Origin of the sequence: Erythrobacter sp. Dej080120_24 (genome assembly GCF_036322605.1) — a bacterium.
GTDB lineage: Bacteria > Pseudomonadota > Alphaproteobacteria > Sphingomonadales > Sphingomonadaceae > Erythrobacter > Erythrobacter aurantius.
The window spans coordinates 445,699-471,979 of record NZ_AP027262.1 but is presented as its reverse complement, the minus strand read 5'-3'; the positions used below and the strand labels follow the sequence as shown (position 1 = coordinate 471,979).

At 60.7% G+C, this 26,281-nt stretch carries 29 protein-coding genes and 1 tRNA gene; 23 read left to right on the top strand and 7 right to left on the bottom strand.

All coding sequences use genetic code 11. From position 1 onward, the window contains the following. Position 1: 1 nt before the first annotated feature. From AABA34_RS02415 to AABA34_RS02405, 3 genes are all read right to left on the bottom strand, one after another. A complete protein-coding gene (locus AABA34_RS02415; protein ID WP_338303727.1) occupies positions 2 to 550 on the bottom strand; it encodes a hypothetical protein in 549 nt (182 codons plus the stop codon). Positions 551 to 710: 160 nt separating this feature from the next. Continuing rightward, entirely contained in the window at positions 711 to 1,121 is a 411-nt protein-coding gene (locus AABA34_RS02410) for a DUF2280 domain-containing protein (protein ID WP_338303726.1), read from the bottom strand. A 136-nt stretch (positions 1,122 to 1,257) separates the two neighbouring features. Continuing rightward, positions 1,258 to 1,482 (bottom strand): helix-turn-helix domain-containing protein, encoded by a 225-nt coding sequence (locus AABA34_RS02405; RefSeq protein ID WP_338303725.1) that lies wholly within the window; start codon positions 1,480 to 1,482, stop codon positions 1,258 to 1,260. Positions 1,483 to 1,581: 99 nt separating this feature from the next. On the opposite strand from AABA34_RS02405, the gene AABA34_RS02400 reads away from it, so the two are divergent. Further along, positions 1,582 to 1,866 (top strand): hypothetical protein, encoded by a 285-nt coding sequence (locus tag AABA34_RS02400; RefSeq protein WP_338303724.1) that lies wholly within the window; start codon positions 1,582 to 1,584, stop codon positions 1,864 to 1,866. Here AABA34_RS02400 and AABA34_RS02395 read toward each other — a convergent pair. From AABA34_RS02395 to AABA34_RS02390, 3 genes are all read right to left on the bottom strand, one after another. Then, positions 1,856 to 2,677 (bottom strand): hypothetical protein, encoded by an 822-nt coding sequence (locus AABA34_RS02395; RefSeq protein ID WP_338303723.1) that lies wholly within the window; start codon positions 2,675 to 2,677, stop codon positions 1,856 to 1,858. The genes AABA34_RS02400 and AABA34_RS02395 overlap by 11 nt on opposite strands. Before the next feature lie 330 nt (positions 2,678 to 3,007). Further along, on the bottom strand, positions 3,008 to 3,193 hold the full coding sequence (locus AABA34_RS16420) for a helix-turn-helix domain-containing protein (protein ID WP_445083751.1): 186 nt from the start codon (positions 3,191 to 3,193) through the stop codon (positions 3,008 to 3,010). Positions 3,194 to 3,229: 36 nt separating this feature from the next. After that, complete coding sequence (locus AABA34_RS02390; protein WP_338303722.1) at positions 3,230 to 3,772, bottom strand: hypothetical protein; 543 nt, start codon at positions 3,770 to 3,772, stop codon at positions 3,230 to 3,232. A gap of 161 nt (positions 3,773 to 3,933) precedes the next feature. On the opposite strand from AABA34_RS02390, the gene AABA34_RS02385 reads away from it, so the two are divergent. The 6 genes from AABA34_RS02385 (at position 3,934) to AABA34_RS02360 (ending at position 12,162) form a co-directional block, all read left to right on the top strand. Then, positions 3,934 to 6,693, top strand: a complete 2,760-nt coding sequence (locus tag AABA34_RS02385) for a class I SAM-dependent DNA methyltransferase (RefSeq protein WP_338303721.1) — start codon at positions 3,934 to 3,936, stop codon at positions 6,691 to 6,693. Then, on the top strand, positions 6,690 to 7,400 hold the full coding sequence (locus tag AABA34_RS02380; RefSeq protein ID WP_338303720.1) for a hypothetical protein: 711 nt from the start codon (positions 6,690 to 6,692) through the stop codon (positions 7,398 to 7,400). Before AABA34_RS02385 ends, AABA34_RS02380 begins: the two co-directional genes overlap by 4 nt. Positions 7,401 to 7,402: 2 nt before the next feature. Next, complete coding sequence (locus AABA34_RS02375) at positions 7,403 to 7,600, top strand: hypothetical protein (protein WP_338303719.1); 198 nt, start codon at positions 7,403 to 7,405, stop codon at positions 7,598 to 7,600. Between the two features lie 8 nt (positions 7,601 to 7,608). Next, positions 7,609 to 8,916: a PDDEXK-like family protein gene (locus tag AABA34_RS02370; protein ID WP_338303718.1), complete on the top strand. Its 1,308-nt coding sequence runs from the start codon at positions 7,609 to 7,611 to the stop codon at positions 8,914 to 8,916. A gap of 86 nt (positions 8,917 to 9,002) precedes the next feature. Beyond that, positions 9,003 to 10,985, top strand: a complete 1,983-nt coding sequence (locus AABA34_RS02365) for a DEAD/DEAH box helicase (RefSeq protein WP_445083750.1) — start codon at positions 9,003 to 9,005, stop codon at positions 10,983 to 10,985. After that, positions 10,978 to 12,162, top strand: coding sequence for a GIY-YIG nuclease family protein (locus tag AABA34_RS02360; RefSeq protein ID WP_338303716.1), 1,185 nt, complete (start codon positions 10,978 to 10,980; stop codon positions 12,160 to 12,162). The genes AABA34_RS02365 and AABA34_RS02360 overlap by 8 nt, the downstream gene beginning before the upstream one ends. Before the next feature lie 156 nt (positions 12,163 to 12,318). Here the strand turns inward: AABA34_RS02360 and AABA34_RS02355 are convergent. Next, positions 12,319 to 12,395: transfer RNA gene (locus AABA34_RS02355), tRNA-Arg, on the bottom strand. A 149-nt stretch (positions 12,396 to 12,544) separates the two neighbouring features. Between AABA34_RS02355 and AABA34_RS02350 the strand changes: the two genes are divergently transcribed. The 16 genes from AABA34_RS02350 to AABA34_RS02275 all read left to right on the top strand — a co-directional run bounded on the left by AABA34_RS02350 (position 12,545) and on the right by AABA34_RS02275 (position 26,230). Further along, positions 12,545 to 12,931, top strand: a complete 387-nt coding sequence (locus AABA34_RS02350; RefSeq protein WP_338303715.1) for a hypothetical protein — start codon at positions 12,545 to 12,547, stop codon at positions 12,929 to 12,931. A gap of 52 nt (positions 12,932 to 12,983) precedes the next feature. Then, a complete protein-coding gene (locus AABA34_RS02345) occupies positions 12,984 to 13,481 on the top strand; it encodes an MmcB family DNA repair protein (protein WP_338303714.1) in 498 nt (165 codons plus the stop codon). Positions 13,482 to 13,550: 69 nt separating this feature from the next. Further along, the gene (locus AABA34_RS02340) at positions 13,551 to 14,309 is read left to right on the top strand and encodes a sterol desaturase family protein (RefSeq protein ID WP_338303713.1); all 759 of its coding nucleotides are present in this window, start codon (positions 13,551 to 13,553) and stop codon (positions 14,307 to 14,309) included. Further along, positions 14,306 to 14,743 carry a DUF2141 domain-containing protein gene (locus AABA34_RS02335; protein ID WP_338303712.1) on the top strand — a complete coding sequence of 146 codons (438 nt, stop codon included), beginning with the start codon at positions 14,306 to 14,308 and terminating at the stop codon, positions 14,741 to 14,743. Before AABA34_RS02340 ends, AABA34_RS02335 begins: the two co-directional genes overlap by 4 nt. A gap of 132 nt (positions 14,744 to 14,875) precedes the next feature. Next, positions 14,876 to 16,636, top strand: a complete 1,761-nt coding sequence (locus AABA34_RS02330; RefSeq protein ID WP_338303711.1) for a PAS domain-containing protein — start codon at positions 14,876 to 14,878, stop codon at positions 16,634 to 16,636. 84 nt (positions 16,637 to 16,720) lie between these two features. Beyond that, entirely contained in the window at positions 16,721 to 17,836 is a 1,116-nt protein-coding gene (locus AABA34_RS02325; protein ID WP_338303710.1) for a phosphatase domain-containing protein, read from the top strand. Between the two features lie 27 nt (positions 17,837 to 17,863). After that, positions 17,864 to 18,826 carry an alpha/beta hydrolase gene (locus AABA34_RS02320; RefSeq protein ID WP_338303709.1) on the top strand — a complete coding sequence of 321 codons (963 nt, stop codon included), beginning with the start codon at positions 17,864 to 17,866 and terminating at the stop codon, positions 18,824 to 18,826. A gap of 12 nt (positions 18,827 to 18,838) precedes the next feature. Next, positions 18,839 to 20,206, top strand: coding sequence for a M48 family metalloprotease (locus AABA34_RS02315; RefSeq protein WP_338303707.1), 1,368 nt, complete (start codon positions 18,839 to 18,841; stop codon positions 20,204 to 20,206). Positions 20,207 to 20,217: 11 nt separating this feature from the next. Next, positions 20,218 to 20,919 carry a DsbA family protein gene (locus AABA34_RS02310; protein WP_338303706.1) on the top strand — a complete coding sequence of 234 codons (702 nt, stop codon included), beginning with the start codon at positions 20,218 to 20,220 and terminating at the stop codon, positions 20,917 to 20,919. Continuing rightward, positions 20,919 to 21,914 carry a hypothetical protein gene (locus AABA34_RS02305; RefSeq protein WP_338303705.1) on the top strand — a complete coding sequence of 332 codons (996 nt, stop codon included), beginning with the start codon at positions 20,919 to 20,921 and terminating at the stop codon, positions 21,912 to 21,914. Before AABA34_RS02310 ends, AABA34_RS02305 begins: the two co-directional genes overlap by 1 nt. 116 nt (positions 21,915 to 22,030) lie before the next feature. Continuing rightward, a complete protein-coding gene (locus tag AABA34_RS02300) occupies positions 22,031 to 23,284 on the top strand; it encodes a sensor histidine kinase (RefSeq protein ID WP_338303704.1) in 1,254 nt (417 codons plus the stop codon). Next, the gene (locus AABA34_RS02295) at positions 23,281 to 24,078 is read left to right on the top strand and encodes a LytR/AlgR family response regulator transcription factor (RefSeq protein ID WP_252259491.1); all 798 of its coding nucleotides are present in this window, start codon (positions 23,281 to 23,283) and stop codon (positions 24,076 to 24,078) included. Before AABA34_RS02300 ends, AABA34_RS02295 begins: the two co-directional genes overlap by 4 nt. 155 nt (positions 24,079 to 24,233) lie before the next feature. After that, a complete protein-coding gene (nadC, locus tag AABA34_RS02290) occupies positions 24,234 to 25,100 on the top strand; it encodes a carboxylating nicotinate-nucleotide diphosphorylase (RefSeq protein ID WP_338303703.1) in 867 nt (288 codons plus the stop codon). Further along, complete coding sequence (locus AABA34_RS02285; RefSeq protein WP_338303702.1) at positions 25,097 to 25,543, top strand: hypothetical protein; 447 nt, start codon at positions 25,097 to 25,099, stop codon at positions 25,541 to 25,543. Before nadC ends, AABA34_RS02285 begins: the two co-directional genes overlap by 4 nt. Next, positions 25,536 to 25,880: a hypothetical protein gene (locus AABA34_RS02280; RefSeq protein WP_338303700.1), complete on the top strand. Its 345-nt coding sequence runs from the start codon at positions 25,536 to 25,538 to the stop codon at positions 25,878 to 25,880. The genes AABA34_RS02285 and AABA34_RS02280 overlap by 8 nt, the downstream gene beginning before the upstream one ends. Then, on the top strand, positions 25,877 to 26,230 hold the full coding sequence (locus AABA34_RS02275; RefSeq protein ID WP_338303699.1) for a hypothetical protein: 354 nt from the start codon (positions 25,877 to 25,879) through the stop codon (positions 26,228 to 26,230). Before AABA34_RS02280 ends, AABA34_RS02275 begins: the two co-directional genes overlap by 4 nt. The last annotated feature ends 51 nt before the right edge of the window (positions 26,231 to 26,281 follow it).

The window sequence follows — 26,281 nt, the reverse complement described above, 5'->3', positions numbered from 1 at the left end:
CTTACTCACTTTCTTCTCCAAATCGCTTCTCCATTTTTTCAATGATGGCCTCGAACAGCTCCTCTACGTAAACGTCTCGATCCGCCGACCGCAGCGGAAGCAGGCCAGCCGTCTCGAGCACACAGCGTGTCCAATCAGGGCGACCCATGATGCGTGCGAAACATTCCTTTTCGAGAAAGTCGCCCCACTTGCGCAGTTCTCGGCAACGCTGATCTTCGAAGAGGTCGATCTGAGGCTCGAAGATCAAACGACGGTAGTGTGAGCAAAGCTCGGCCCATGGCAGGTAGAACTCGCTCAGATCGAGCGCTGACCGATCAAACAAGCTGTCAGGAGGGTTGGCGCTTGGGTCCATCAGCTCGGTGGCGTAGCAATAGCGCTCGCGGCACAGCCAGATCAGTTCCTTGACGTCACTTTCTGTTGAGCGCTTTTGATGGAAAATCATCTCGTCGAGACTGATCGTTGCATCCGAGAGGTGCAGCTGACCGGTCGTTCGGAAGTAGACGGGGTGCCCAGACGCAACGCCAAACTGGCTTGGGGCAAGTGGATGCATTGGCAGTCTCCTCAAGAAGACACCGAGCTTTCGCGCCGCAGGTCGGAACCCAGCAGAGCCGTTGGCTCGGGTTCGTTCGCGGTTTCCTGTTTTCAGGGAACGCCGAGAAATAATCTCGACAAAAAGAAGCTAACACAGATCAGGTATTCGTCAAGTTCTCTCAAACCTGCCTGTTTGGGTACTTAATGTAAAAGTCACCCACCTCTTTGGCAGCGACCTCCACCGCCTTGCGGATTTGCTCAGCTGCTTCGATCCATCCATCTCCCCGCTGATGCATTATCTCCATGGCGACGTTGACGGTCTCCTCGAGCTTGGCAAGCCGGTAGGCTCGGTGAGAAATGGCAATCTTCCCGATCTCCTCCTCGCAGCGTCTGCGAACAGCGGCATGATACTCGAGCCAGCGATGGGAGGCTGCAAACTGGAACGATGCAGGATCGTATACACGCACGTGCCGCGGTGTCAGCTTGACGTCAAACTCGTCTGCGATGAGCTGTACTACGTCAGTCGGCGTCTGGAAGCAGGCCAGGTGCTCTACGATCCGCTTCTTGATGGCCTCAGGGAGCCGTTTCATGAGGTAAGTCCTGGGTAAGTAGGGACGTCATCACCACGTCGATGATGTTAGCACAATCCGCTTGCAACGTGGCACTTCGTCGGTTGCGCTGATGTGGATTGTGGACGCCCTTTCCCCGTCCCTCCGCGACGTGACCTCATGGCGAAGCGTGCTCTACCTCTTCCAGCAACGACGCCGGTGGAACCTTGAGGGCAATTGCCAACCGCTCCATCACGTCCACCGAGGCTGCATATCGGCAACGTTCCAACGCGCTGACATAGGTTCTGTCGACGCCTGCAATGTCGGCTAATTCTTCCTGCGACAGTCCAGCCGCTACGCGAGCACGGCGGAGGTTGTCGGCGAAGACCTGACGTAGTGCCATCGCCAGAATGGCTGACAGGTGTTGTGTATTTCACAACGGAGTATACTCTACATGGCTGTCTGCGATTAGATCCTCGCCGATCATGTCATGAGGTGTCGAATGGAAAACGACCATGAGATCTATGCAAGCCGGGTTCGCACAGATAACCACATCCATTGGTTGGCTGTTGTCTTGGTCGCGGTGTGGGCGGGGACCATCTATGGATGGCTAGTGGGGTTGGGCGCATTCATCGCCCTCTTGGTTGGAATCAGCCTTACCAACACGCTCATTTTGGCAACCCTTGGCAGCCTGCGCGCAACCCGGTTCAGTCGCTGGGGTTGGGTTCTCCTTGCCGTTCTAGCCATCGTCTTCACATCAGCAGAAGTCGGAAACGTTAAACCGTAATGCCTTGGGCAAGGGCCGCGATTTGAGTATTGGTGCGCGCCTTCAATCCGATGTTTTGAGAGGTCCCGCATCGTTTCCCAATGACCCTGCCTCCAGGCTCAAGCCGAACGAGACCTATCTTTCTCGCAGCGTCAGTCGAGGACCCCTTCAGAATGTACATCAGGACCGAATTGAGGTTCTCTCTGTGCAGGAGTGGGTTGTTCTTCTCTAAACCTCTCCGCTGTCCGATGGGCTTCGTGTGGATGACCCCGCGTCGATAGACCGAGCCGGTGATCGCCTTCAGCCAACCCATTTGCAAGTTCGTAACCACGTCGATCACGTGTTCCGGAACGTGCGCAAGAATGTGGACGTGACCACCCTTCTTTTCCCCACCCTCATGGACCCAGACCCAAGCAACCTTGCCACCCTTGCGCGTCACGGTTTTTGACAAGAGATCAATGAAGCGACCTGTGGCCTGCGGCATGTCTTTCAGGGGTACTCCGGCCGCTTCCCAGTGCACAGTGATCATTCGATTGAATGGTAAGCCAATCTTCAACGCGTGCTGCGTCGCAGCGACAAGATTTTCCACCTGAGCGGACTTAAGAGCGAAACTCTCGCGATCGGAATGATTGCGGGCTCCCCCTTTTCCAGTCCGTCGAGCAGAATTGGCTGAGGGACCTAAGGTAATGGTATTTACTGCAGCAATCGTGCCAGCGGCCTCAACAGTCAGATTTTCCATGACCCTGGCAGCGACCTCACCGATTGAAACTTCACCGGAACGCGAGTCACGGTGAAGTTTCAATGGTGGGTAGCAGTAGCGACGTTCATTCATCGATCGCTTGGCGCAAATAGCGGCCGAGAGCCAATTGAGGCGAGTTTGGACAATCGCACCAACCCAAGGCTGGGTTGAGAATGACTCCAATGATGTGTGACCAGGCACTCACCTTTCGTCTTCTTCCGCGCGTGTTGGAAGGTCAGCTTGCCGAAGCAAATCCTCAAGCCAAGCTTGCTGTCGTGCAGTTAGTGGCTGCTGGACCACCGCCATCTGGCCTAGAAAACCGGCAGCCTTTCGCGACCAGCGGTCAGATGCCGCAAGGAGCGCAAGTGCAGCCGCACGCGGACTTTCGAAGGGCGGCGCGGATTCTGCTCTCCGATCCATATCTCAGTCCTCCCCGCTGATCAGTTTCAGGAGGCTTTCGGACGGGATTATGGTCCGTCCCCCGACGCGAATAGCCTTGAGGCGACCGCTCGAGATGTGGGCATAGACAGTGGTTCGGCTCAGACTCGTGGCCTCACACACCTCCCGAATGCTGTATGCCAGCTTCGGCTTTTGAACATTGTGTTTCATGGTGTTTCTCCGTTCGGGATTGAACGGGCACACCAACTAAGGAGAGTTCGGGTCCTCGGCAAAGCATGAATGTGACGAAATTGGGCGGCCCAAAAAATCAATTTCGCCGCGTTCGTAAGCTGCCTGCATTTGCTCGGCCTTCACGATCTCGAGTGCAAGATCGCGATAGGGCTTAACACAGCGATACACGTAGGTGCCCTCCAGACCCCTCGGTTCGCCGACATCATGGCAAACCCTCATCCTGAAACCTCTCTCGAAACCGCCCCTCCTCGCAACTTCGACGGCCATATCGAGGTTTCGATGTTCGACCTGTTGCGGGTCTTTCTGTGCTGAATGAACGTCGTGGCGACGGACAAGACGAAGCTCAAAAAAGAGGTTCGGTTCGCTCCGCTCAATCAGTGCGAGGATCTTGCGCGCAACGAGCGGATCGATGTGGAAATCTGATCGCTTGATATGCTCCGCCAACCACTCAATTCGGCCATGATGAAGCTCGACAGCAGCGTGGTAAGCGCTGGTATCAGCGGAGCCATCTGCCGGTTCCTGGGCAGCGCCTAAAGTTCCATCGAAGTCATCACTCATTGGCCGTTCTGTATCTCAGATGGAGCTTTCAGTCGACGTGCTGTGGTCAATATAGCATCAGATCGAATGTCTACGAACTATCACAAGCAATTCGCACATTTGGTCGACTAGGCGCTCCCAAATGAGTTGTTCAAATAGTTGGTCCACCTTAGTGTTCCGGTATGAACCCCGTTGAGATTGCAGACGCCGTAACCGAACTCGCCCAGCAGCCGTTCGAAGCTGCCGAGTTCCCGTTCCAGTTCCTCGCCGCGTTCGGCAACAAGAAGACCACCATTGACCGTCTGCGCGCGGGCAACACCAATCAGTCCGACGTCACTGGCGGGGTGCTTCAGCGCAGCAATATCCACATCGCCACGGCGGGACCCGGCGCGGTCGCCGATACGCTCACCAAGCTGCGCAACAGCCCCAAGACTGCCAGTCAGAAGGCCCGCTTCATCCTTGCCACCGACGGTCACGAGCTTCAGGCCGAGGATCTCACCACCGGCGAGACAATCGTCTGCCAATACGCCGATTTCGCCAATCACTTCGGCTTCCTCCTGCCCCTCGCCGGCATCACCACCGTCGCGCAGATTCGGGAGAGCAGCTTCGACATTCGCGCAACCGGCCGGCTCAACAAGCTCTACGTCACCCTCTTGCAGGACAACCCTGACTGGGCCGCGGCCGATCGCCGGTCCGACATGAACCACTTCATGGCCCGGCTGATCTTCTGCTTCTTTGCCGAGGACACCGACATCTTCCACGCCGGCTACAAGTTCACCGAGACGGTCGAGCGGATGAGCAGCGGCGGGGCAGACAACACCGCCGAGGTGATCCAGGAACTGTTCCGCGCCATGAACACGCCGCTGGCCGATCGCACGGCAGCGGGCATCAAGACCTGGGCGGACGGCTTTCCCTACGTCAACGGCCAGCTCTTCAGCGGCAATATCGACGTCCCCCGCTTCAGCAAGATCGCGCGCTCCTACCTCATCCACATCGGCAATCTCGACTGGACGAAGATCAACCCCGACATCTTCGGCTCGATGATCCAGGCGGTCGCCGATGACGAGGAGCGCGGCGCGCTTGGCATGCATTACACCAGCGTGCCGAACATTCTGAAGGTGCTGAACCCGCTGTTCCTCGACGATCTGCGGGCCAAGCTGGAGGAGGCGGGCGACAACGCGCGCAAGCTGCTCAACCTGCGCAGCCGCATGGCAAAGATCCGGGTGTTCGATCCGGCCTGCGGCAGCGGCAACTTCCTCGTGATCGCCTACAAGGAGATGAGGGCGATTGAGGCCGAGATCAACAAGCGGCGCGGCGAGCCCGATCGTCGCAGCGAGATCCCGCTCACCAACTTCCGCGGCATCGAACTGCGCGATTTCCCGGCCGAGATCGCGCGCCTCGCGCTGATCATCGCCGAATACCAGTGCGACGTGCTCTATCGCGGGCAGAAGGAGGCGCTGGCCGAGTTCCTGCCATTGGACAGCCAGAACTGGATCACCTGCGGCAACGCCCTGCGGCTTGACTGGCTGAGCATCTGCCCGCCGACCGGGACCGGGGTGAAGGTGCGCGGAGATGACTTGTTTGAGACGCCGCTGGACCAGTCGGAGATCGACTTCGAGAATGCAGGGGGGGAGACCTACATCTGCGGGAATCCGCCTTATCTGGGCAGCGCATGGCAGGATGCTGAGCAGAAGGTCGACCTAGAACGTATCTTCGGTCATCGGACCAAAAGTTGGAAATCGCTCGATTACGTAGCCGGCTGGTTCATGAAGGCTGCTGATTACGGTTTGCACACTCCCACAGTCTCAGCTTTCGTTTCGACGAACTCGATCTGCCAGGGACAGCAAGTGCCAATCCTTTGGCCTTTAATTTTCGCGGCGAACCATCAAATTGCCTTTGCTCACACCAGCTTCAAGTGGGCCAATTTAGCGTCAAACAAGGCTGGTGTGACTGTCGTTATTGTCGGCATCTGTGAGAAGGGCGCGCGCAGCCCCCGCCTGTTCCAGCTCGATGATGACGGGGCGACTGTTGTCCGCGACGTTGACCATATTAATTCGTATCTCACGTCGGCTCCTGAAATCCTTCTGGCAAAAACGGCTAAGCCAACGAATGGGGTAACGCCCATGGATCGAGGCGATAGTGCAATTGATGGAGGAGGGCTCCTGCTCACGGGCAGCGAGGCTCAAGAACTGCGAGCCGAGGCACCACTTGCCCTCCACGACCTTATACGGCCGTATGTAGGCTCAGAAGAGCTCATCAACGGTTTGGCGCGCTTTTGCCTCTGGATAGAAGCCGACAGAGCAGCCGAGGCGCAACAGTGCGAACCTATTGCCGAGCGCTTAAACCAAGTCCGCAAAATGCGTTTGGCGAGCAGTAAGGCGCAGACTAGGCAAGCGGCTGCAACACCACACTGCTTTGGCGAGATCCGTCACCGGAACAGCGAATATACAATCCTTGTTCCTCGAGTGAGCTCTGAGAACAGGGACTTCCTTCCTGTCGGTTTGACCCGTGGCGGCACGATTGTGGGAGACCGAAACTTCGCGCTGTATGACGCGCCGCTATGGAATCTGGCGCTTATTGCTTCCCGCCTCCACTGGGTTTGGATAGGCACGGTTTGCGTCCGGATGCGAACCGACTTCTCCTATTCGAACACCCTCGGCTGGAACACCTTCCCGCTTCCCAAGCTCACCGATCAGAACAAGGCCGACCTCACCCGCTGCGCCGAGAACATCCTGCTCGCACGCGAGGCGCATTTCCCCGCCACCATCGCCGATCTCTACGATCCCGAAGCCATGCCTGAAAACCTCCGCCGCGCCCACGAGGAGAACGACGAAACCCTAGAGCGCATCTACATCGGCCGCCGCTTCAAGAACGACACCGAACGGTTGGAAAAGCTGTTTGAGCTCTACACCAGGATGACCGGGAAGGAGAAAGCGGCGTGAGCGAGCCGTTCTATGCCCAATCAAGGTTCAAGAGCCTGAAGGCGTTGATTGGCAAGACCGAGACCTTCGTTCACGGCGGCGCCGAGGATGAAGCGGTCATTTCATATATCGAAGATCTGGTGTCTAATCTCGCAACCAAGGCCGGTCCGCGAGAAGACGAAGCTTTCTATTACATGATCCGCTGTATGGGGGCGATCGTCGAGGCGAATGCCGATGATGCCTACGAACCGTATGGCTACGTCAATCCGTTCCGTCCGGATGGCTCAACCCGAGAGACGCCTCCAAAGATCTGGAAATGGCCGGTCGTTAATCAACCGCCATCCAGTGGCTCTGGCGGTATCACGGGAACCTTTCGCGATTATTCGGCCCTCAAGATGTTTGGATATACCGTCGGCAACAAGGGGCGGGATGAGGGTTGGAGTGACCACCGGCGCAGGATGTTCCTGTCTGACTTCATGGAGATGAGCTTACCTGTAGACGTCAAGAAGACCTTCGGGGACGAGTATGGCGAACCCATGAGCACGACCCGATTGCGTAAGGTGGCCAATCTGATTGCGGCGCTGGCGAATAATGCGGCCCGCAAGAGCAACGCGGCAAGCTACGAGCAGGCGATTGCCGACTGGGAGGATGACCTGGCCTACCTTGAGGACAAGTATTACCACGGCAAGGGATTGAAATTTCATCCATGGCCAGAGGTGGAGCGGTAGATATGAGCAAGACACCAGGCTGGGACGCCAAGGCCATTAGCGACATCGCCTCGCGCCACTATGGCGGCTTTGCGCAAATGTTCGAGAAGCACGACTGGCCCGAGCGCGGCTCCGACATGATGCGCAAGGTCCAAACCCGCGTGAAGGAGACCTACGGCAGCATCGATGCCTTTGTCGCCAAGCATGACGGCAAGAACTGATCGTGCAGATGGCGACTGAAGCAATCGACAAAGCACCTTCGACGGACGAGCTAGAGAAGCTGCTTGTCAACAATGAGGCGCTGGCAAGGATCGAGCTCTATCTGAACCGCTTCAACCCGATCAGGGTCATGAAAATGGAGCGTATGGAGATCAGGCATTCTGCCATCCTCGCCTGGCTTCTGGACCCCAAGGAAAGCCACGGCCTCGACGACAAATTTCTCAAGGCATTTCTTGGCGAGGCACTACGAGGGCAGAGTGCGATCGGCCACCCAACGGCAATCGATGTCGCACGCGCTGACCTTAGCGACTCGGTTGTCCGACGTGAGTGGCAGAATATCGATGTCTTTGTTCATAGTGACCGAAACCGTTGGGCCTTCATTATTGAGAACAAATACGACAGCAAGCAGAGCGAAGGGCAGCTGACAAAATACCTTGAGGGCGTTCATGCCGGTCTTGGGGTATCGCCAAGTGAGATAAGCGCCAGAGGTATTTTCCTTACTCTTCAGGACGAGGAGCCGCAGGACGAACGATACTCACCGGTAAACTATCTGGCGGTGTGTGCAGTGCTGGCTGAACTCATGAAACGCGAAGCACATTTGCTGACTGCAGAGGTGCGAACCTTCCTACAGCACTACATTGAGATAATTGAAGAGGAGCTGGGCATGAGTTCGGAAAGCGGAGAAATGCAGGAGCTCGCACGGCAGCTGTATCGCGAGAACAAGAAGGTCTTCGACTTTGTCATGAAGTATGGCGCAACGTCCGACTTCTCCGTAGCCGTGACAAACCTGTTCGGTGATGATCTTGATGCGACGAAGGCCGTGACGATCGGGACGCAAAGATTTAAGCTTACCGCTCTTTCCAGTGACATCTGTGGTTGTCTCCCGGTTTCATGGGAGGAGCCGTTACGTGAGCTGCCGAATCTGGCTGATGGGTGCGCCAGTTGGTGGGCTGGGCTTCCGCTGATAATTTGGATCAGGCTCGACAAGGCGACAGAGGGGGTCGGCGGGAAGCTCCGCATGGTCGCGGAGGTAGGGCCAGTGTCAAACCACAAGCTAAGATTGAGCCTCGTCGAACAGATTGCGGGTCTGACCGATGAGGCCCCGAAGCTAAGAATCCAGTTTACAAAGACAGCTACACGCGAGGGAACGCGCTACTCGCGCTTCCTGAAGGAAAACGTGATCAACATCAAAGATACAGGCAACGCTGAAGAGATCACGCAGGCGATCGAGAAGCTATTCAAGCGGTTTACACCCGAAATCGAGGCAGTTGGTGAACTCCTTCGGGAGTATGCAAGCCAGGGAGAGCTTGCTCAATGACAACCGCAAAACCCGTCCCCGCTGTATCCTTCCAGACCGCCCGCAGCGGCGCCTCGACCAAGTCGAACGAACTTGGCATGCGGCCCATGCAGGAACGCGCCTACAACAAGCGCGGGGAGCAATACCTACTGATCAAGTCGCCGCCGGCCTCGGGCAAGAGCCGTGCGCTCATGTTCATTGCGCTCGACAAACTGCAAAATCAGGGATTGCGCCAGGCGATTATTGTGGTGCCGGAGAAGTCGATCGGCGGGAGCTTCGGCGACGAGCCACTATCGCAATTCGGCTTCTGGGCAGACTGGACGGTGAAGCCGAAGTGGAACCTGTGCAACACGCCCGGCGCGGATGACGAGAAGGCTGATCCGTCCAAGATCAAGGCGGTCGGCCAGTTCCTCGAAAGCGAGGATCAGGTGCTGGTCTGCACTCATGCCACCTTTCGCTTTGCCGTGGACCGTTTTGGCGTCGAGGCGTTCGACGATCGGCTGATCGCCGTTGACGAGTTCCACCACGTCTCGGCTGGCGAGGACAACAGGCTCGGCAACCAGCTCACTGAGTTCATCGGCCGTGACAAGGTGCACATCGTTGCCATGACCGGCAGCTATTTCCGCGGCGATGCCGTGCCTGTGCTGACCCCTGAGGACGAAGCGAAGTTCGAGCCGGTCACCTACACCTATTACGAGCAGCTCAACGGCTACGAGCACCTCAAGGCGCTCAAAATCGGCTATTTCTTCTACACTGGCCGGTATCTTGAGGCGATCGAGCACTGCCTCGACCCGGCGCTGAAGACGATCGTGCACATCCCCTCGGTCAACGCGCGCGAGGCGACCAAGGACAAGGTCGGCGAGGTCAACGAGATCCTGCACCATCTCGGCAAGTGGCAAGGTGCCGATCCCGTGACCGGGTTTGAGTTGGTGGCAGCGCCCGATGGCCGCGTGCTGAAGATCGCCGACCTGGTGGACGACAGCGTGCCAGCACGCAGGGCAAAGGTGCTTGCAGCGCTGAAGGACCCGGCGCACAAGAACGACCGCGACCATGTGGACATCATCATCGCGCTCGGCATGGCGAAGGAAGGCTTCGATTGGATTTGGTGCGAGCACGCTCTGACGGTGGGGTATCGCTCCAGCCTGACCGAGATCATCCAGATCATCGGCCGTGCCACCCGTGATGCGCCAGGCAAAACGACTGCGACCTTCACCAACCTCATTGCGGAGCCAGACGCCTCCGAGGCCGCTGTGGCAGATGCGATTAACGATACCCTCAAGGCGATCGCCGCCAGCCTGTTGATGGAGCAGGTATTGGCCCCGCGCTTCACCTTCAGCCCGAAGAACGCCGGCCCATTGCCCGATTTCGACTACGGGCCGGAAGGCTACCAGGAAGGCAAGACGAACGTCGGCGTGAACGAAGAGCGTGGACAGTTTCACTTCGAGATCGCCGGCCTCGTCACGCCGAAGTCACCGGAGGCAAACCGGATCTGTCAGGAAGACCTCAACGAAGTCATCGCCGCTTTCGTTCAGAAGAAGTCCGTCGCTGAACGAGGGATGTTCGACGAGGAAACCCCCGCGCAGGAACTGACGCAGGTTGCCATGGGTGCGATCGTTCGCGATCGATACCCTGATCTGACCGCCGAGGATCAGGAAGCGGTGCGGCAGCACGCGATAGCCGCCTTGAACTTGACCCAGAAGGCAAAATCGTTGGCCATGGATGCGGCCGAAGCAGGTGAGGGAGAGCTTCGATCGAACACCGCCTTGCTGGACGGTGTGCGGCAATATGCAATGGACGTCCGCGAGCTTGACGTTGACCTGATCGACAGCATCAACCCCTGGCAGGCTGCCTACGCCGTGTTGGCGAAATCGATGAGCGAAAGCACCCTGAAGCAGGTGCAGGCTGCGATCGCCGCCAAACGCACAAAGATCTCGCCGGAAGAGGCCAAGGATCTCGCCGTGGCCGCCGTCAAGTTCAAGAAGGAGCGGGGACGCATCCCCTCGATCACCTCGTCCGATCCATTCGAGCAGCGACTTGCGGAAGGCGCTGCAGCCTTTATGCGGTTCCGCGAAGAGGGCCGCTATGAGTGATCTGAATCTGGACGATCTGGCTGACGAACTGGCCGACTTCGCCCCTGCCAAGAAGAAGCAGACGACCTACACGGCTCGCGAAGAGCGGATCATTGCCGGTTTCGAGGACATCATCCGCTTCTACGACGAACATGGCCGAGTGCCGCAGCATGGCGAGGACCGTGACATTTTCGAGCGGCTCTATGCCGTCCGCTTGGACCAACTGCGCGCTCAGGAAGACTGTCGTGCGCTGTTATCGGACATGGATCGTCATGGCCTTCTTGCCGAGCCTGATGTTTCGCCGGTGGACGTGGCAGAACCTGATCTAGACGAGCTGGCATCGGAACTCGCGGAATTGGGCGGCGAGGGCGACATCACGCAATTGCGTCACGTCCGCTCTGCCGAGGAAAAGCGTGCAGCCGAGGAAATCGCCCGGCGCGACAAGTGCCACGATTTCGAGAAGTTCAAACCGCTCTTCGAGCAGGTGAAGCAGGAGCTGGCCTCCGGCACGCGCGTAACGCGCCCGTTCGAGCTGAAAGCGGAAATCCGGCCAGGCGCATTTTTCATTGTCGGCGGGCTGATCACCTATGTGGCCGAGATGGATGACATCTTCACCAACGCGCAGGGGCGCACCGACGCACGGCTAAGGGTGATCTTCGACAACGGCACGGAAAGCGGGATGCTGATGCGCTCGCTCCAACGCCAGCTTCACGATGATGATGCCGGACGCAGGATTACCGATCCGTCACCTGGTCCCTTGTTTGCCGATCTGCCGGAGGACGCCGAGGCCAAGACGGGAACAATCTATGTGCTGCGCAGCAAGTCCGGTCATCCATTCGTAGCCGAGCACCGCGAGGTGGTCCACAAGATCGGCGTCACCAGCGGATCGGTCGAGTCCCGAATTTCAGGAGCTGAAAAGAGCGCCACATACCTTCTCGCAGGAGTCGACGTCGTCGCCACCTACAAGGTCTACGGTGTGAACTGCCAGAAGCTCGAAAGCCTTCTGCACAAAGTCTTCGCCGGCGCGCAGCTCGATTTGATGATCCCCGATAGGTTCGGCCATATGGTCAAACCGCGTGAATGGTTCGTCATACCGCTAGACGTCATCAACGAAGCTGTTGAGCGCATTCGAGACCGGTCGATTACAGAATATCGATACTCGCCGGACCATGGGAAGCTGATGCCCACGGGTGAGTGACCCCGATTATCCGCACCCGCGGATCGTCCGATGATTTGGACGCCGCACCGGCTGAATTTGGTGGCGCAACCACAGCTCAGCAAACAGCGGCCAACCCCAATTTTCCGTACTTTTTCCGTACCGGCGCTGGGAGGACGATCTAAGTCTTTGAAAAATTGGCGCACCCGACAGGATTCGAACCTGTGACCTCTGCCTTCGGAGGGCAGCGCTCTATCCAGCTGAGCTACGGGTGCTTGCAGTGGCGGGGATGATTGCCGCCGGGAGGCGCGCTTAGCAAGCCTGATCGGCGCACGCCAGTCGAATTTGGCCAGTCGAATTTGGCCGGACATCAGAGGTGTAGTGTTTAACCAATCGGCAAGGGCATCAGGCCTAGGCTCCTCACATGTCAGCGATGTCACCCGAAGCGATGCGCGAAATGCGCAAGATCGCAGGCGGATCGGATGATCCGGTCAGCACCATGTCGCGGCGCTGGGATGCGCTGCACGAGACCGCAAACCGGCTCGCGCAAATGGCGCATCTTTCGCCGGACCGGCATTTGCCCGCGACCGATGCGTTTTCCGAAATGCTGGACCACGCAACGGGCTGGCAGCGCGAATTGGCTGCGCAGGGGATCGATGACATTGACGCGATGATGCAGCCGGGCATGGCGGCGCTGACCACGCTGGTGCAGCGCGGACAGGATGCGACCGCCCCCGCGCTGGCACTGTGGTGTGAATTCCATCATGCGCGTGACGCGGTTCTTTCGGCGGTCCGACCCTACCCCGCCTGATCCGGTCTCGCATCGGCTTGACCTTGTTCGCCCTATGTTCCAATCATGGGCGATGTCGATCACACAATCTGCCGCGCTTGATTCGCACGCCGCTGGCGCCACTGCTGCGGATGTGGCGCGGGGCATCGCGCGGCTGTTTGCCCGCAACGATATCTGGTGCCTGGCCGAAGTCCCGCTGAAAAACGGCCGCCGCGCCGATCTGATGGGTGTCGATGCCAAAGGGCTGGTGGTGATCGTCGAGATAAAGGTCGCGCGCGGCGATCTCCTGGGCGATGCGAAGTGGCCTGATTACCTCGACTATTGCGACCGGTTTTTCTGGGGAGTTCCACCCGATCTTGATCGTGCGCCATTGGATGGGGAGGCATTCCGCCCGGATGCCTGCGGGGTGATCGTGGCGGATGGCTATGACGGGGAAATCCTGCGCCACGCCCCGCTCGATCCGCTCGCAGCGGCAAGGCGCAAGGTGCAGGTGGAGCATCTGGCGCGAATCGCGATGCGGCGACACACCGCGCTGATCGATCCTCATTGCGCCGGTATTGCGGGCGATTGACCAGCCCGGCAGCGAAGCTGCGGGCCATCCGCGCTTCCCATGCACGGGCGGGTGCGACATAAGACGCTGATGTTCAGCCCCGATCTTCCGCTCTGGCTTGCCTTTCTGGTCACCGGCAGCGCGATGACTGTGATGGTGATCATCCGGTATTTTGCCTCCAGCGGGCTGTTCGCATGGATGACGCAGCGGCTCCGCCCGGGCCTGTATGCGGGGCAGGGAAAACAGATCAGGGAAGAAATTCGCTGGTCGCTGGTCGCTGCGGTGTTTTACGGCGCGCCCACGGGCCTTATCTTCTGGGGCTGGCGCCATCACGGCTGGACACAGATGTATGTCGATGCCGCCGAATGGCCGCTTTGGTACGTTCCGGTGTCGATCTTCGTCTATCTATTCGCGCAGGACAGCTGGTTCTACTGGACTCACCGCGCAATGCACTGGCCGCGCCTGTTCCGCATCGCCCATGCGGTCCACCATCACAGCAAGCCCCCCACCACCTGGACGGCGATGAGCTTTCACCCGGTGGAATCGCTGATCGGGGCGATTGTCATCCCGGTGATGGTTTTCATTGTCCCGATCCACATCGGCGCGCTGGGCGTGGTGCTGGCAATCGCGACGGTCATGGGGGTTACCAATCACATGGGGTGGGAGATATTTCCGCGCCGCTTCGTTCATTCTGCGTTGGGACATTGGGTGATAACCGCAAGCCATCACGAACGGCATCACGAGGAATATCGATGCAATTTCGGCCTGTATTTCCGTTTCTGGGATCACCTGTGCGGAACCGATCGCGGCTTTTCCCGACGCTTCGAGAAGGCGGGGGCAAACGCATGATGCGGTTCGTCCTGCTCGCGCTTGGTGCAGGCTCGGCGGGGCTCGCCGCTCCGGCTGCGGCCGGAACAGTCACCATCACGGTGACGGACCTGCGCAACAGCGAAGGGGTGGTGCGCGCCTGCATGACCACGGTCGAAAGCGTGTTTCCGCGCTGCGCCAAGGATCCCAATTCCTACCGCACTGTCGTGCCCGCAGGCGAAACGGTCACGATCCGGTTCAACAATGTGCGGCCGGGCGAATACGCCATCGCACTGCTGCATGACGAAAACGAGGACGGGAAGGCCAACCGGGTCCTCGGCATGGCCCCGCGCGAGGGGTTCGGCTTTTCGCGCGATGCCCCTGTGCGCATGGCACCACCTGAATGGGATGACGCGGTCTTCACCGTCGGCACGGCATCGCAGCGCGTGACCATCAAGATGCGCTATTTCCTCTAGCGCCAACTGCCCCTTGCGCCGGGCCTCAGCTCGAGGTTTCCGACAACTTTCCGGCGCAACTTAACGCAATGTTTACCACGTCGCGCCAGAACCGCAGGCGAACATGCGTCAATCAAGGGGCACAGGCCGATAATGGACACTCTGCGGGGCACTTTCGACACCGGCATTCCGGCTGACGACAGTCAGGACTGGGATGACGTCACCACGCCGCCCGAAGAGGAAAGGGTGCGCGAACTGCCGCCCGAGGCAATCGGCCAGGACGAGCGCCGGATGCAGGTGCGCGCCTACAACCATTGGGCCGGGCTGCTGGGCGATGCCAACTTCCCCTCGATCGAGGAGCTGGAGCCGCACAATCTCGACGATTTCGGCCCGAACAGCGTGCTGCTCGACTTCACCGCCGGGATCGAAGATCCGGTTGTGCAATTCCTTGGCACCAAGCTCGCAGCCGAATGCGGCGGCACCGGGCATATCGCCCGGCTGTCTGACGTTCCGCCGCGCTCGCTCCTGAGCCGCATCACCGATCACTACATGCAGATCCTCGCCAATCAGGCGCCGATCGGGTTCGAAGCCGAATTCGTGAACCAGCAAGGCGCCTCGATCCTGTATCGCGGCATTCTGCTGCCGTTTTCCAGCGATGGCGAAACCATCGACTTCATCTACGGGGTGATCAACTGGAAAGAGATGGCCGATCCCGCCGCGGCTGACGAATTGCTGCTCGAAATCGACCAGGCTCTGGCCACCGATGGCGTGGAAGAGGTCGAAACCGAAGCGGAAGACCAGCCGCACCGCCACCACGCCGATCCTTTGACCGAATGGGCGGATTCGCCCGCGCACGAAGCCACCGCCGTGGATGTGCCGCAAACCAACCCGCTGTCGGACAACATCTCCTCCATGCGCGAACCCTCTTTCGACGGTGAGGACGAAGACGAAGATGATCTGCCGCTGCCCGATTTCGGCCAGTATGCGCTCGACGATCCCGAAGTCGATGAATTCGGCGAGGAGATCGAGGATGAGGACGACGACGGCGCATCCTACAGCTTTGCCTCGCTGGCCGATTACATCGAAGCCCCGGCCAAGAAGGCCATCGATCTCGATGCCGAACATTTCGACCCCGAAGATTACCGGGTGGAAGAACCGGCGCCAGCCGCGCCGGTATCGCCGGAGCCTGTGGCGCCCGAACCCGCAACGGTCGAGCCGGCCATCCACGCCGATTTCGGCGATGAAGCCGATGATCGCGCTGATGGCGATGGTGAAGACGTGTTCGAACTGGCCGAGGCACTTTCGACCGATGCCGGGCTCTACGATTGTCTCGCTTCGGCGCGCGAACTCGCGCAGACCGCGCGCGCTTCGGAAGATCGCAGCCGTCACGCGCTTTATGCCGCAGTCGGCCGGGCCTATGATTTCTCGCTCGCCGCAGCGGATGAACCCGATGCCTATGCCGAACTGATCGAAGACAGCGGCCTCACGATCCAGGATCGCGCGCCGATGACGCCGATTGTGAAGCTTGTTTTCGGGCAGGACTACGACAAGACGCGCCTGACCGAATATGCTGCCGTGCTCGCCCATGCGCACCGGCTGGAACTGGAACGCGGCTCGCTGGCGGATTATCTCGCCAAGGCAGATGGAGGGTTGAAGGGCGTGGTCAACGCCGAACGCCGCCTGCGCCGCGAAGAAAGCGGCAAGGAAGTCGAAGCCGAAGGCGATATTCGCGCCCAACTCGCCAAGAAGCTGCGCCAGCTTGAGGAAATCATGCTGGAATCGCTCGAAGGCGAAGGGCCGGAATTCTCGCTCGTGATGATCCGCCGCGATGATGCAGGCCGGGTCGCGCTGATCGGCGAAATTGCCGATGACGTGTCGCTGATCGAACGCGCGGGCAAGAAACTGGTCGGCTGACAGCCGCCGGCGCGACGCTGAAACCGCGTCGCTACAGTGTGAATCGCTTGGCCTCGCGCGCTGGGAAAGCTAGGCGCAGGCTCCATGCCTGTCGGCCCGTTCTCCCGGCGCAAGCCCTTGCGCGTCCAACCCTTCTTCGGTTTTCGCAACACCGAGCGATTGCTGGTCAACGCACGCGCCATGCGATCGCGCGAGCCGGTGTTCGTGAAACGCAGTTTCTGGCGCGATTTCAGGACGATGGCGGGCATCTACCTGTCGCAGGAAGTGCCCGGTCTGGTGGTCGATCTGGAATATGCCCTGCCCGGCGGACGGGTGCTGCGGCAATCGGCCACGACAGGGCCGGAAGGCTATGTCAGCTTCGACCTGCCGCTTTCCCCCGGCAACCCGACGGCGGAGCGGACCCGTTGGGAGAAGGCCGTGCTGCGATGGCGGGACAGCGATGACAACGCATCGTTCGAAACCGATGTCTGGATCCTGACACCGGGCAGCCAGACGCGGGTGGGCATCATCTCGGACATCGACGACACTATCCTCGAAACCGGGGTGACCGGGGGCGTTCGTTCGCTTGTCCGCAACTGGAAACGCGTGATGGCGCAAATGCCTAGCGACCGGGTCCCGGTGCCGGGGGCATCATCCTTGCTTGCGGCCTTGGGGGGCGCGCCAGCGGGTAACACCGATCTGGCCTTGCCCATCGATCCCGCCACGCCGGAGGCCCGCGTGCGGCCCGTGTTCTATGTTTCATCCAGCCCGTGGAACCTGTTTTCCTATCTCGTCACCTTCAAGCGCGAGCGCGGCCTGCCGCTCGGGCCGGTGATGCTGCGCGACTGGGGCTTCAACCGCGAGACGCTGGGGTCGGAAGGGCACGGATCGCACAAGGAAGAGGCGATCCAGCGTATTTTCGAGACGTTTCCGCATTTGCAATTCGCGTTGATCGGGGATGACACGCAAAAGGATCTGACGGCATTCGGCCGGATCGCGCGCGAGTTTCCGGGGCGAATTGCCGCAGTCTTCATCCGTGCGGTAACCGGCGCACCACTCAACAACGAAGAATTGCATGCGCTGGACACCTTTGAGCGGCTGGGCGTTCCCTACTGGTCGGGCAGCGACTATGCGGAGGCCAAGCGGTTCCTGCGCAGCGCCGGGCTCGATCTCGAAGGCGGGGTGAAGAGCCTCGTACGGACCGCGAGCCGTGGCGAATAGGGGCTGGGGAGAATGAGGAGAGTGCGGATGATCTGGTGGATACTGGGCGGGATCGCGCTCGTGGTGCTGGTAGCCGGGGTCGGGCTGCAGATGGCGATCGCGCGCAACGGGCCTGCGGTGCTGAGCGCTGTCGATCGTATTTCGGGCGGCCCGCGCGATGCGGAGATGAAAGCACGGATTCCTACTGGCAGCCATCCGCAGCAGCAGTTGATAGTTTGGGGACCGGCACGACCCGACCCGGCCGAAGCGCCGCTCCCGGTGCTGTTATTCACGCATGGCGGAAGCTGGAGAAGTGGAAACCCGGTCGATTATGGATTTATCGCCCGCGCATTTGTGCCGGAAGGGTTCATTGTGGTGCTGGTTGGATATCGTCTGGGCGAGGACGGCATCTACCCGGCCATGCTGGAAGACACGGCCAACGCTATTGCATGGACCCATGCCGAAATCGCGGCTTATGGCGGCGACCCGGATCGGATCGTCGTCGCGGGCCATTCCGCCGGGGCCTACAACGTAGTGATGACGACGCTGGAGGAACAATGGCTGGCGCAGCGCGGTCTTTCGCCCCAGGTGGTGACCGGGGTGATCGGTCTGGCTGGGCCCTATGATTTCCTCCCGCTCGACAGCGAATCGACCATCGCCAGCTTCGGCCATCTCGAAGACCCCGCGATCAGCCAGCCGGTGGAACATGTTCGCCCCGATGCCCCGAAGATGCTGCTGATCCACGGCGCGGACGACACGCTGGTGCGCCCACGCAATACCCATGTCCTGACTGAACGGTTGAAGCAGGCCGGGGGCCATGCACTGAGCGTGGTTATTCCCGAGATGGAGCACAATGATCCGCTGATTTCGCTGGCAGAGCCGTGGCGTTCGCGCAGGGATATCGTCGGACTGGTGGCCGGTTTCGCCCATGCGGTTTCCACGCGGCAAGGCGAGGCTGGGCAAAGCGAGGCTGGGGAAACTTCAGTTCCCGTTCAGGCCCGAACGCGTTAGCATCCCCGCTACATGCGCCCCCTTCGCTCCCTTTTCGCCTTCACGCTTGCCCTGTTTGCGGCGAGCGCTCTTGCCATTCAGCCCGCCGCGGCACAATCGATCCTGCGCGATGCGGAGACGGAAGAGCTGCTGCGCGACATGGCCTATCCGCTGATCGAGGCGTCCGAGCTGGAGCCCGAAAGCGTCGAGATCGTGCTGATCAACGATCCCTCGATCAACGCCTTCGTCGCCGGGGGGCAGGTCGTCTATGTCCATGCCGGACTGCTCAATGCCGCCGACACCGCCAATGAAGTGCAGGGCGTGATCGCGCACGAGCTGGGACACATCACCGCCGGACACGTCGTCCGCTTCGAAGAGCGCACCCGTCAGGCGCAGGGGATCACGATCCTTTCGCTGCTGCTGGGGGTCGGCGCGGCGCTCGCAGGTGCGGGCGATGCCGCATTCGGCGCGCTGATGGCCGGACAACAGGCCGCGCTCGGCAGCTTTCTTGCCTTCAATCGCAATCAGGAAGCCGCGACCGACCTTGCCGGTGCGCGCTATCTTTCGGGCGCCGGGATTTCGGGCCGGGGGATGATCTCCTTCTTCGAAAAGCTGCGCAATTTCGAAATCCGCCGCGGCTACAGCCAGGCCGACGAAGCCGCCTATGGCCGCACCCACCCGCTGTCGGGTGATCGCATCCAGACTTTGCGCAATCTGCTGGCCGAAGACGCTGCGTGGGAAACGCCGGACGATCCCGAATTGCAGGCACGGTTCGAAGCGGTTCAGGCCAAGCTTTACGGCTATCTCGCCGAACCGCAGCGCACCTTCCAGCAATATCCCGAAAGCAACACCAGCATCCCGGCCCGCTATGCCCGCGCCTATGCCTATCACAAGGACGCGCAGGTCGAAAAAGCACTGGCGGAAACCGAGGCGTTGCTGGCGATCAACCCGGTGAACCCGTATTTCCTCGAACTGGAAGGCCAGATCCTGCTGGAATCGGGCCGCCCGGAAGAGGCGCTCAAGCCGCTGCGCAAGGCGACCGATCTCACCCGCAACCAGCCGCTGATCGCAGGCATGTTCGGCCACGCGCTGATCGCGACGGAGAATACCGACAATTACGCCGAAGCGGAGCGCGTGCTGCGCGCGGCGGTGGCGCGTGACAGGCTCAATCCCTTCGCATGGTATCAGTTGGGCGTTGTCTATGCGGAGCGCGGCGACATTCCCCGCGCACGGCTGGCCAGCGCCGAACAACAGGTGATGAGCCGCCGCTTCCCCGAAGCATTGCGCAACGCCCAGGCCGCAGAGGCTGGCTTGCCGCTGGGTTCGCCGGACTGGATTCGCGCACAGGATATTGCGCTTCAGGCCCGCGCCGAACTGGAACGCATCCGCGACAGCCGCTAGGGCCTGCCATCATGGAAACAAGCTTTCGCAACACCTTGCTGATCGCGCTGCTGGCGCTTGTGTTCGGATTTCTCGGCGCGGCGACGTGGTCCTATGCCGGGCTCGCCGACAATCGCACGCGGGCCTATCTGCTCGACAATCCCTCGATCCTGCAGGAAGTCGCCGAAGCGCTGGCGGCAGAGCAGGCGCGCGAGCGGCTGTCGGCGCTGGGTGACGAGCTTTATGCGCCCTTCCCCGGCGCGGTGCTCGGCAATCCCGAAGGGTCGAAAGTGCTGGTCGAATTCACCGACTACAATTGCCCCTATTGCGAAGCGAGCCTTGCTGATGTGCAGCGGCTGGTCGAAGAAGACCCCGATCTGAAAGTCGTGATGCGCGAATGGCCCATCTTCGAAGGCAGCGAAGGCGCGGCGCGCATGGCGCTGGCAGCCGGAATGCAGGGCAAGTATCGCGAATTCCACGAAAAGATGTTCGAACTCGGCCCCACCAACCCTGCCGCAGTCGAAGCCGCTGCCAAGGCTTCGGGGCTCGACATGGAACGCGCCCGCACCGACGCGGCGAGCGAGGCGGTATCAGTGGAACTGGTGCGCAACCTCACCTTTGCCCAGTCGCTCGGCTTTTCCGGCACCCCCGCCTTCATCGCCCGGCAGACCCCGCTTGCGGGTGCGGTAGGGTATGAAAGGCTGAAGGAAGCGCTCGACAAACCGGTGGACTGATGCGCGTTTTTGCCGCCATCGCTTGTGCCTGTCTGGGCCTGCCCGCGGCTGCGGCCGCGCTTGCGTCCGACATCAACTGGGATCGGGTGGACCTTCCCAGCGAGCGCGCGGCGATCGAGCGGTTTCAGGCGTTCGACCAGCGGTTGCAGGACGTGGGCTGGAAACTGGTGCGCGGCAATGCCGCCTTCTGTGACCGTGTGATCCCCTCAATCGGCCTGCAATTGCAGGACCTCGCCAGCTATGGCGCGCCCGAAGTGGCACGCGCGGCGCTCGGCATGGAGGGCGATTTTGCGGTGCAGACGGCGGCGCGCGGCTCACCTGCGGGCCTGAGCGGGGAATTCCCCGGCAATCGGGAAGTCACCCGGCTTGCCCGCATGGACCCAAACCAGTGGGAAGCAGGCGAGAGGCTGTATTGGCAAAGGCTGACCAAGGCGCATGATCATGTCGATGCGATGCTGGCCGAACACGGCGGGATCGAAGTGACCTTCGCCAATGGTGAGAGCGTCAAGGTCGGATCGGTCGATGTCTGCGCCACCCGCTTTGAACTGATGGGCGAAGGCAGTCGCGCCGTCGCCGATGGCAACCGGGTGGTGATCGGGATCGATTTTCCCGGATTCTCCTATCCCGAAGAAGTGTTCGCGGGCGTTGTCGCGCATGAACTGGCGCACAATCTGCTGGGGCACAGCGCATGGCTTGATCGCAACGGGCGCGGGCGGCGCAATGTCCGCAAGACCGAGCGCGAGGCCGACCGGCTGATGCCGTGGATCATGGCCAATGCGGGCTATGACCCGGTTTTTGCCCAACGCTTCATGGAGCAATGGGGGCCGCGCCATGATGGCGGCCTGCTGCGCAATCGCTCGCACGACGGGTGGGACGAACGCGCCGAATTCATCGCCGAGGAAATCCCCACGATCCACGCGCTGATCGAAAGCGAAGGCGCGGCTGACTGGCGGACCCATTTCCGCCGGGAAATCGACCCGCAAAAGGGCCTTTAGGCTGGAACACAAACCCGCGCTGCCTGCGACGGACGGTTCGCCGCTTGCGTTCGTTCCGCCATGCGAAACGCGTTTGAACCTGCAAAAATTGCAAAACTGCGCTAAATGACATCAATATGGCGGTAATGCGCATCGAACCGGCTCCTTTTTTCGCGAGCAAGAACCGCGCCTTCTGGAACCTGCAACTGGCGGGCTGGGGCGGGTCTTTCCTGCTGCGCGTGCTGAACACCGTCGCCAACGGCCTGCCTTACAACCAGCTGATCCTGATCCTGATCACCACCATCACCGGATTTTCGATCAGCCTGATCCTGTCGGTGATCTATCGCCAGCTGATCCAGCGCAGCCCGGTGGTGACATGGGGCGGAACGGTGATCGTGCTGTTCCTGGCTGTCACCGTTCACGCGGGCATAGAGGCGTGGGTGCAAGGCCTGTATTACGGCGGCACCCGCGAAACCAGCTTCGTCCAGCGTTTCGTCGGGATCACCTATATTCCGCTGACGCTGCTGGGCGGGTGGAGCGCGCTGTATTACGCGATCAACTTCTTCCTGACGGTGGAGCGGCAGGCAGACCGGCTCGAACGATTGGAAGCGCAGGCGACTGCGGCCCAATTGGCGATGCTGCGGTATCAGCTCAATCCGCATTTCCTGTTCAACACGCTGAATTCGATCAGCACGCTGGTGCTGCTCAAGCAGACCGGTCCGGCCAACGCGATGCTGACGCGGCTGTCCGGCTTCCTGCGACACACGCTGATTACCGAGCCGGGCAGCCAGGTGACGCTTGAGCAGGAGATCGAGACGCTGCAGCTCTATCTCGATATCGAGCGGATGCGGTTCGAAGAACGGCTGCGCACCCATTTCGAGATCGACGACGCAGCGCTCAAGGCGCGCCTCCCTTCGATGCTGCTGCAACCGCTGGTGGAAAACGCGATCAAATACGCCGTCAGCCCGCAGGAAGAAGGCGCGCGCATTTCGTTGACAGCTCGGGTCGTGGGACAGCGTTTGCGCATTTCGGTGGAGGACACCGGACCGGGGATCGACGGGCCGGTGCAATTGTCGATGCTTGAAGAGCGCGATGGCGTCATCGGGCGCCCGGTTTCCACCGGGGTCGGGTTGGCCAATATCCGCAACCGGCTGATGCAGGGCTATGGCGATGATCACCTGTTCGAAACCCGCTCGCAGCCGGGCGGCGGCTTCACCGTCCTGATCGAAATCCCCTATGAGACCGGCGAAGAACCCGCAGGCGCAACCGCGCCGGAACAGTCCCTGTCAAAATCCCCGCTCACAGAACCCGATGCGTCACCCCCTTCTGACGCGTCCACGGGCAATGTGATCAACCTCAACCCCCAACGTGCTATCGGAAATATCCCATGACCATCCGGACAATCCTCGTCGATGACGAGAAACTCGCCATTCAGGGCCTGCAATTGCGGCTTGAGGCGTTTGACGATGTCGAAGTGATCGACACCTGCTCCAACGGCCGCGAGGCGATCCGCAAGATCAAGACGGAAAAGCCCGATCTCGTCTTTCTCGACATCCAGATGCCCGGCTTCGACGGCTTTTCCGTGGTCAAGGGTGTGATGGAGATCGAGCCGCCGCTGTTCGTGTTCGTAACCGCATTCGAGGAACACGCGATCCGCGCCTTCGAAGCCAACGCCGTCAACTACCTGATGAAGCCGGTGGACGAGGACAAGCTGGCGGACACGATCGAACGCGTGCGCCAACGCCTTGCCGAGAAGAAAAGCGCCGAGGATGCCGAACAATTGCTCGACGTGCTGGCCGAAGTCGCGCCTGATCGCGTCGCCGATTTCGGCGGCGATGCGAGCGAAAGCGCCGACCGCTTCGAAAAGCTGATCAATGTGAAGGACCGTGGCCAGATCTTCCGCGTGGAAGTCGACAGCATCGAACATATCGAAGCGGCGGGCGATTACATGTGCATCTACACCGGCGACAATTCGCTGATCCTGCGCGAGACGATGAAGGACCTCGAACGGCGGCTTGACCCGCGCAAGTTCCAGCGTGTCCACCGCTCCACCATCGTCAACCTTGATCAGGTACGTCAGGTGAAACCGCACACCAATGGCGAATGCTTCCTGGTGCTGGATTCCGGCGCCGAGGTGAAGGTGAGCAGATCGTATCGGGACGTGGTCGCACGGTTCGTGCATTGATTCTTGTGTTCGCCCATCCGGGCGAACTCCTCGGTGCAATTCCTCCGCTTTGCTACGGGCACCTGCGGGCGCCCGTGCAGGTGGCCGTTGGCCGCCTGCGCCTTTGGCTCCGGCTCCAGGCTTGCGGACCCTGCGGGTCCGTTTATGGGTAGCTAATGACCTTCACCCTCCCCGGCTTCGACCTCGATAAGTTCCTTCGCGAAACCCTTGCCGAAGACCTCGGTGATGGGCTTCCGGGCGGGGGCAGGGACGTCACTTCGGAAAGCGTGATCCCCGCCGATGCGCGCTTTTCCGGCGTGATGGACAGCCGCGACGCGATTGTCGTCGCCGGGCTGCCGTTGGCCGAGGCATTCTTCCGCCATCTCGATCCCTATTGCACGATCGAATGTCTTGTCAGCGATGGCGACGCTGTGGTGGCGGGCACCGATCTGATGCGGATCGAGGGCAAGGCCCGCGCGCTGCTGACAGCGGAGCGCAGCGCATTGAACATCGTCCAGCACCTTTCCGGCATTGCCACCATGACGCGCGAGTATGTCACGGCGATGCGGCTGGGATCGGACAGTTGCACCCTGCTCGACACGCGCAAGACCTTGCCGGGGCTGCGCCATCTGGAAAAATACGCGACCCGGATGGGCGGCGCGCAGAACCACCGGATGGGATTGTGGGACGCGGCGATGATCAAGGACAATCACGTCGCTGTCGCCGGAAGCGTCGGCGAAGCGGTGCGCCGCGCGCGCGATGCCGGGGTGAAGCCGATCATCTGCGAGGTTGACCGGCTCGACCAGATCGAACCCGCGATTGCCGCCGGCGCACACCACCTGCTGCTCGACAACATGTCACCCGAAACGCTGAAAGAGGCCGTCGCGCTGGTCGCCGGGCGCACCGCGACCGAGGCGAGCGGAGGCATCAACCTCGATACCATCGCGGCCAAGGCGGCAAGCGGGGTGGATTATTGCAGCGTCGGCCGCCTCACCCAAAGCGCGCCTGCGGCAGACGTAGGACTGGACTTCGCGCTGGTATGAAATGGGGCAAAGGGCCGAGGCCGTGGTCGATCAAGCTGTTTGCCCTCGCCTTCCTCTTCGCCGCCATGTGGCGCCTGCTCGATCACCTGCTGAACCCGCTTTCGGCGTGGTTTCTCTATTCCGAGCGGTTCCCACAGATCGAATGGACCGGCGATCTCGTGATTGTCGCTAGCTCCGCCGAATTCACCATCGCCTTGATTCCGATCGTCTGGATATTCGGCCTCGGCAGCCGGGTGGCGCGCTGGATCGTGACGCTTTTCGGCATTTACAAGCTGATCCCCTATTCGTGGAGCCCCGAGCTCGTCCTGTTCAGCATTGAAAACAATCCCTTGCTGCTGGTGCCTTTCCTTGCCACCGTGCTGGCGCTGGTCATGCTTTATGTCCCGGCTTCCGGCCGCTGGTTTGACAGATCGAGGGAGGTCACCCCTGAAACCTTTGCCTAGCGTTCTGGCTCTGGTCGCGCTGGCCCTGCCCTCGCTTGCCCACGCGCAGGCTTACCAGTGCCGTGCGCCCAATGTCTCCACCGTCCCGCAAATCTCGCCCGACAGCCGCCCGCGCAGCGTGCCGACCACCAGCTACACCATGGCGCTGAGCTGGAGCCCCGAGTTCTGCCGCACACGCGAAGGATCACGCAGCCATGCGGTGCAATGTTCGGGCGATAACGGCAGCTTCGGCCTCGTCGTGCACGGTTTGTGGCCGCAAGGTGCGCGCAGCTGGCCGCAGTGGTGCCCTCCACCGCCCCCGTCACCCCCCGGATCGCGCGCGAGAACCTGTGCATGATGCCCAGCACTCGTCTGATCGCGCGGCAATGGGCCAAGCACGGCAGCTGCATGACGAAGCGGCCCGAAACCTATTTCGCCGTCACCCGCGTGCTGTGGGAATCCTTGCGCATCCCCGATTACGACCGGATCAGCCGCGAGGAAGGCCTTACCGCAGGTCGCATCCGTCAGGCCTTCGCCGATGCCAATCCGGGCTGGAGCGCGGCCCAGATCGGCGTGCAGCTCAACGAGCGCAGCTGGCTGGAGGAATTGCGCCTTTGCTACGGCCCCCGTTTCCGCCCGACCCGCTGCGACGATCGCCGCTATGGCGCACGCGACAATGCGAGCGCGAAGATCTGGCGAGGCCTCTGAGGCAAATTTGACCTCGATCAATGGCGGCGCTGCAAGGTGCATGGTAATTTG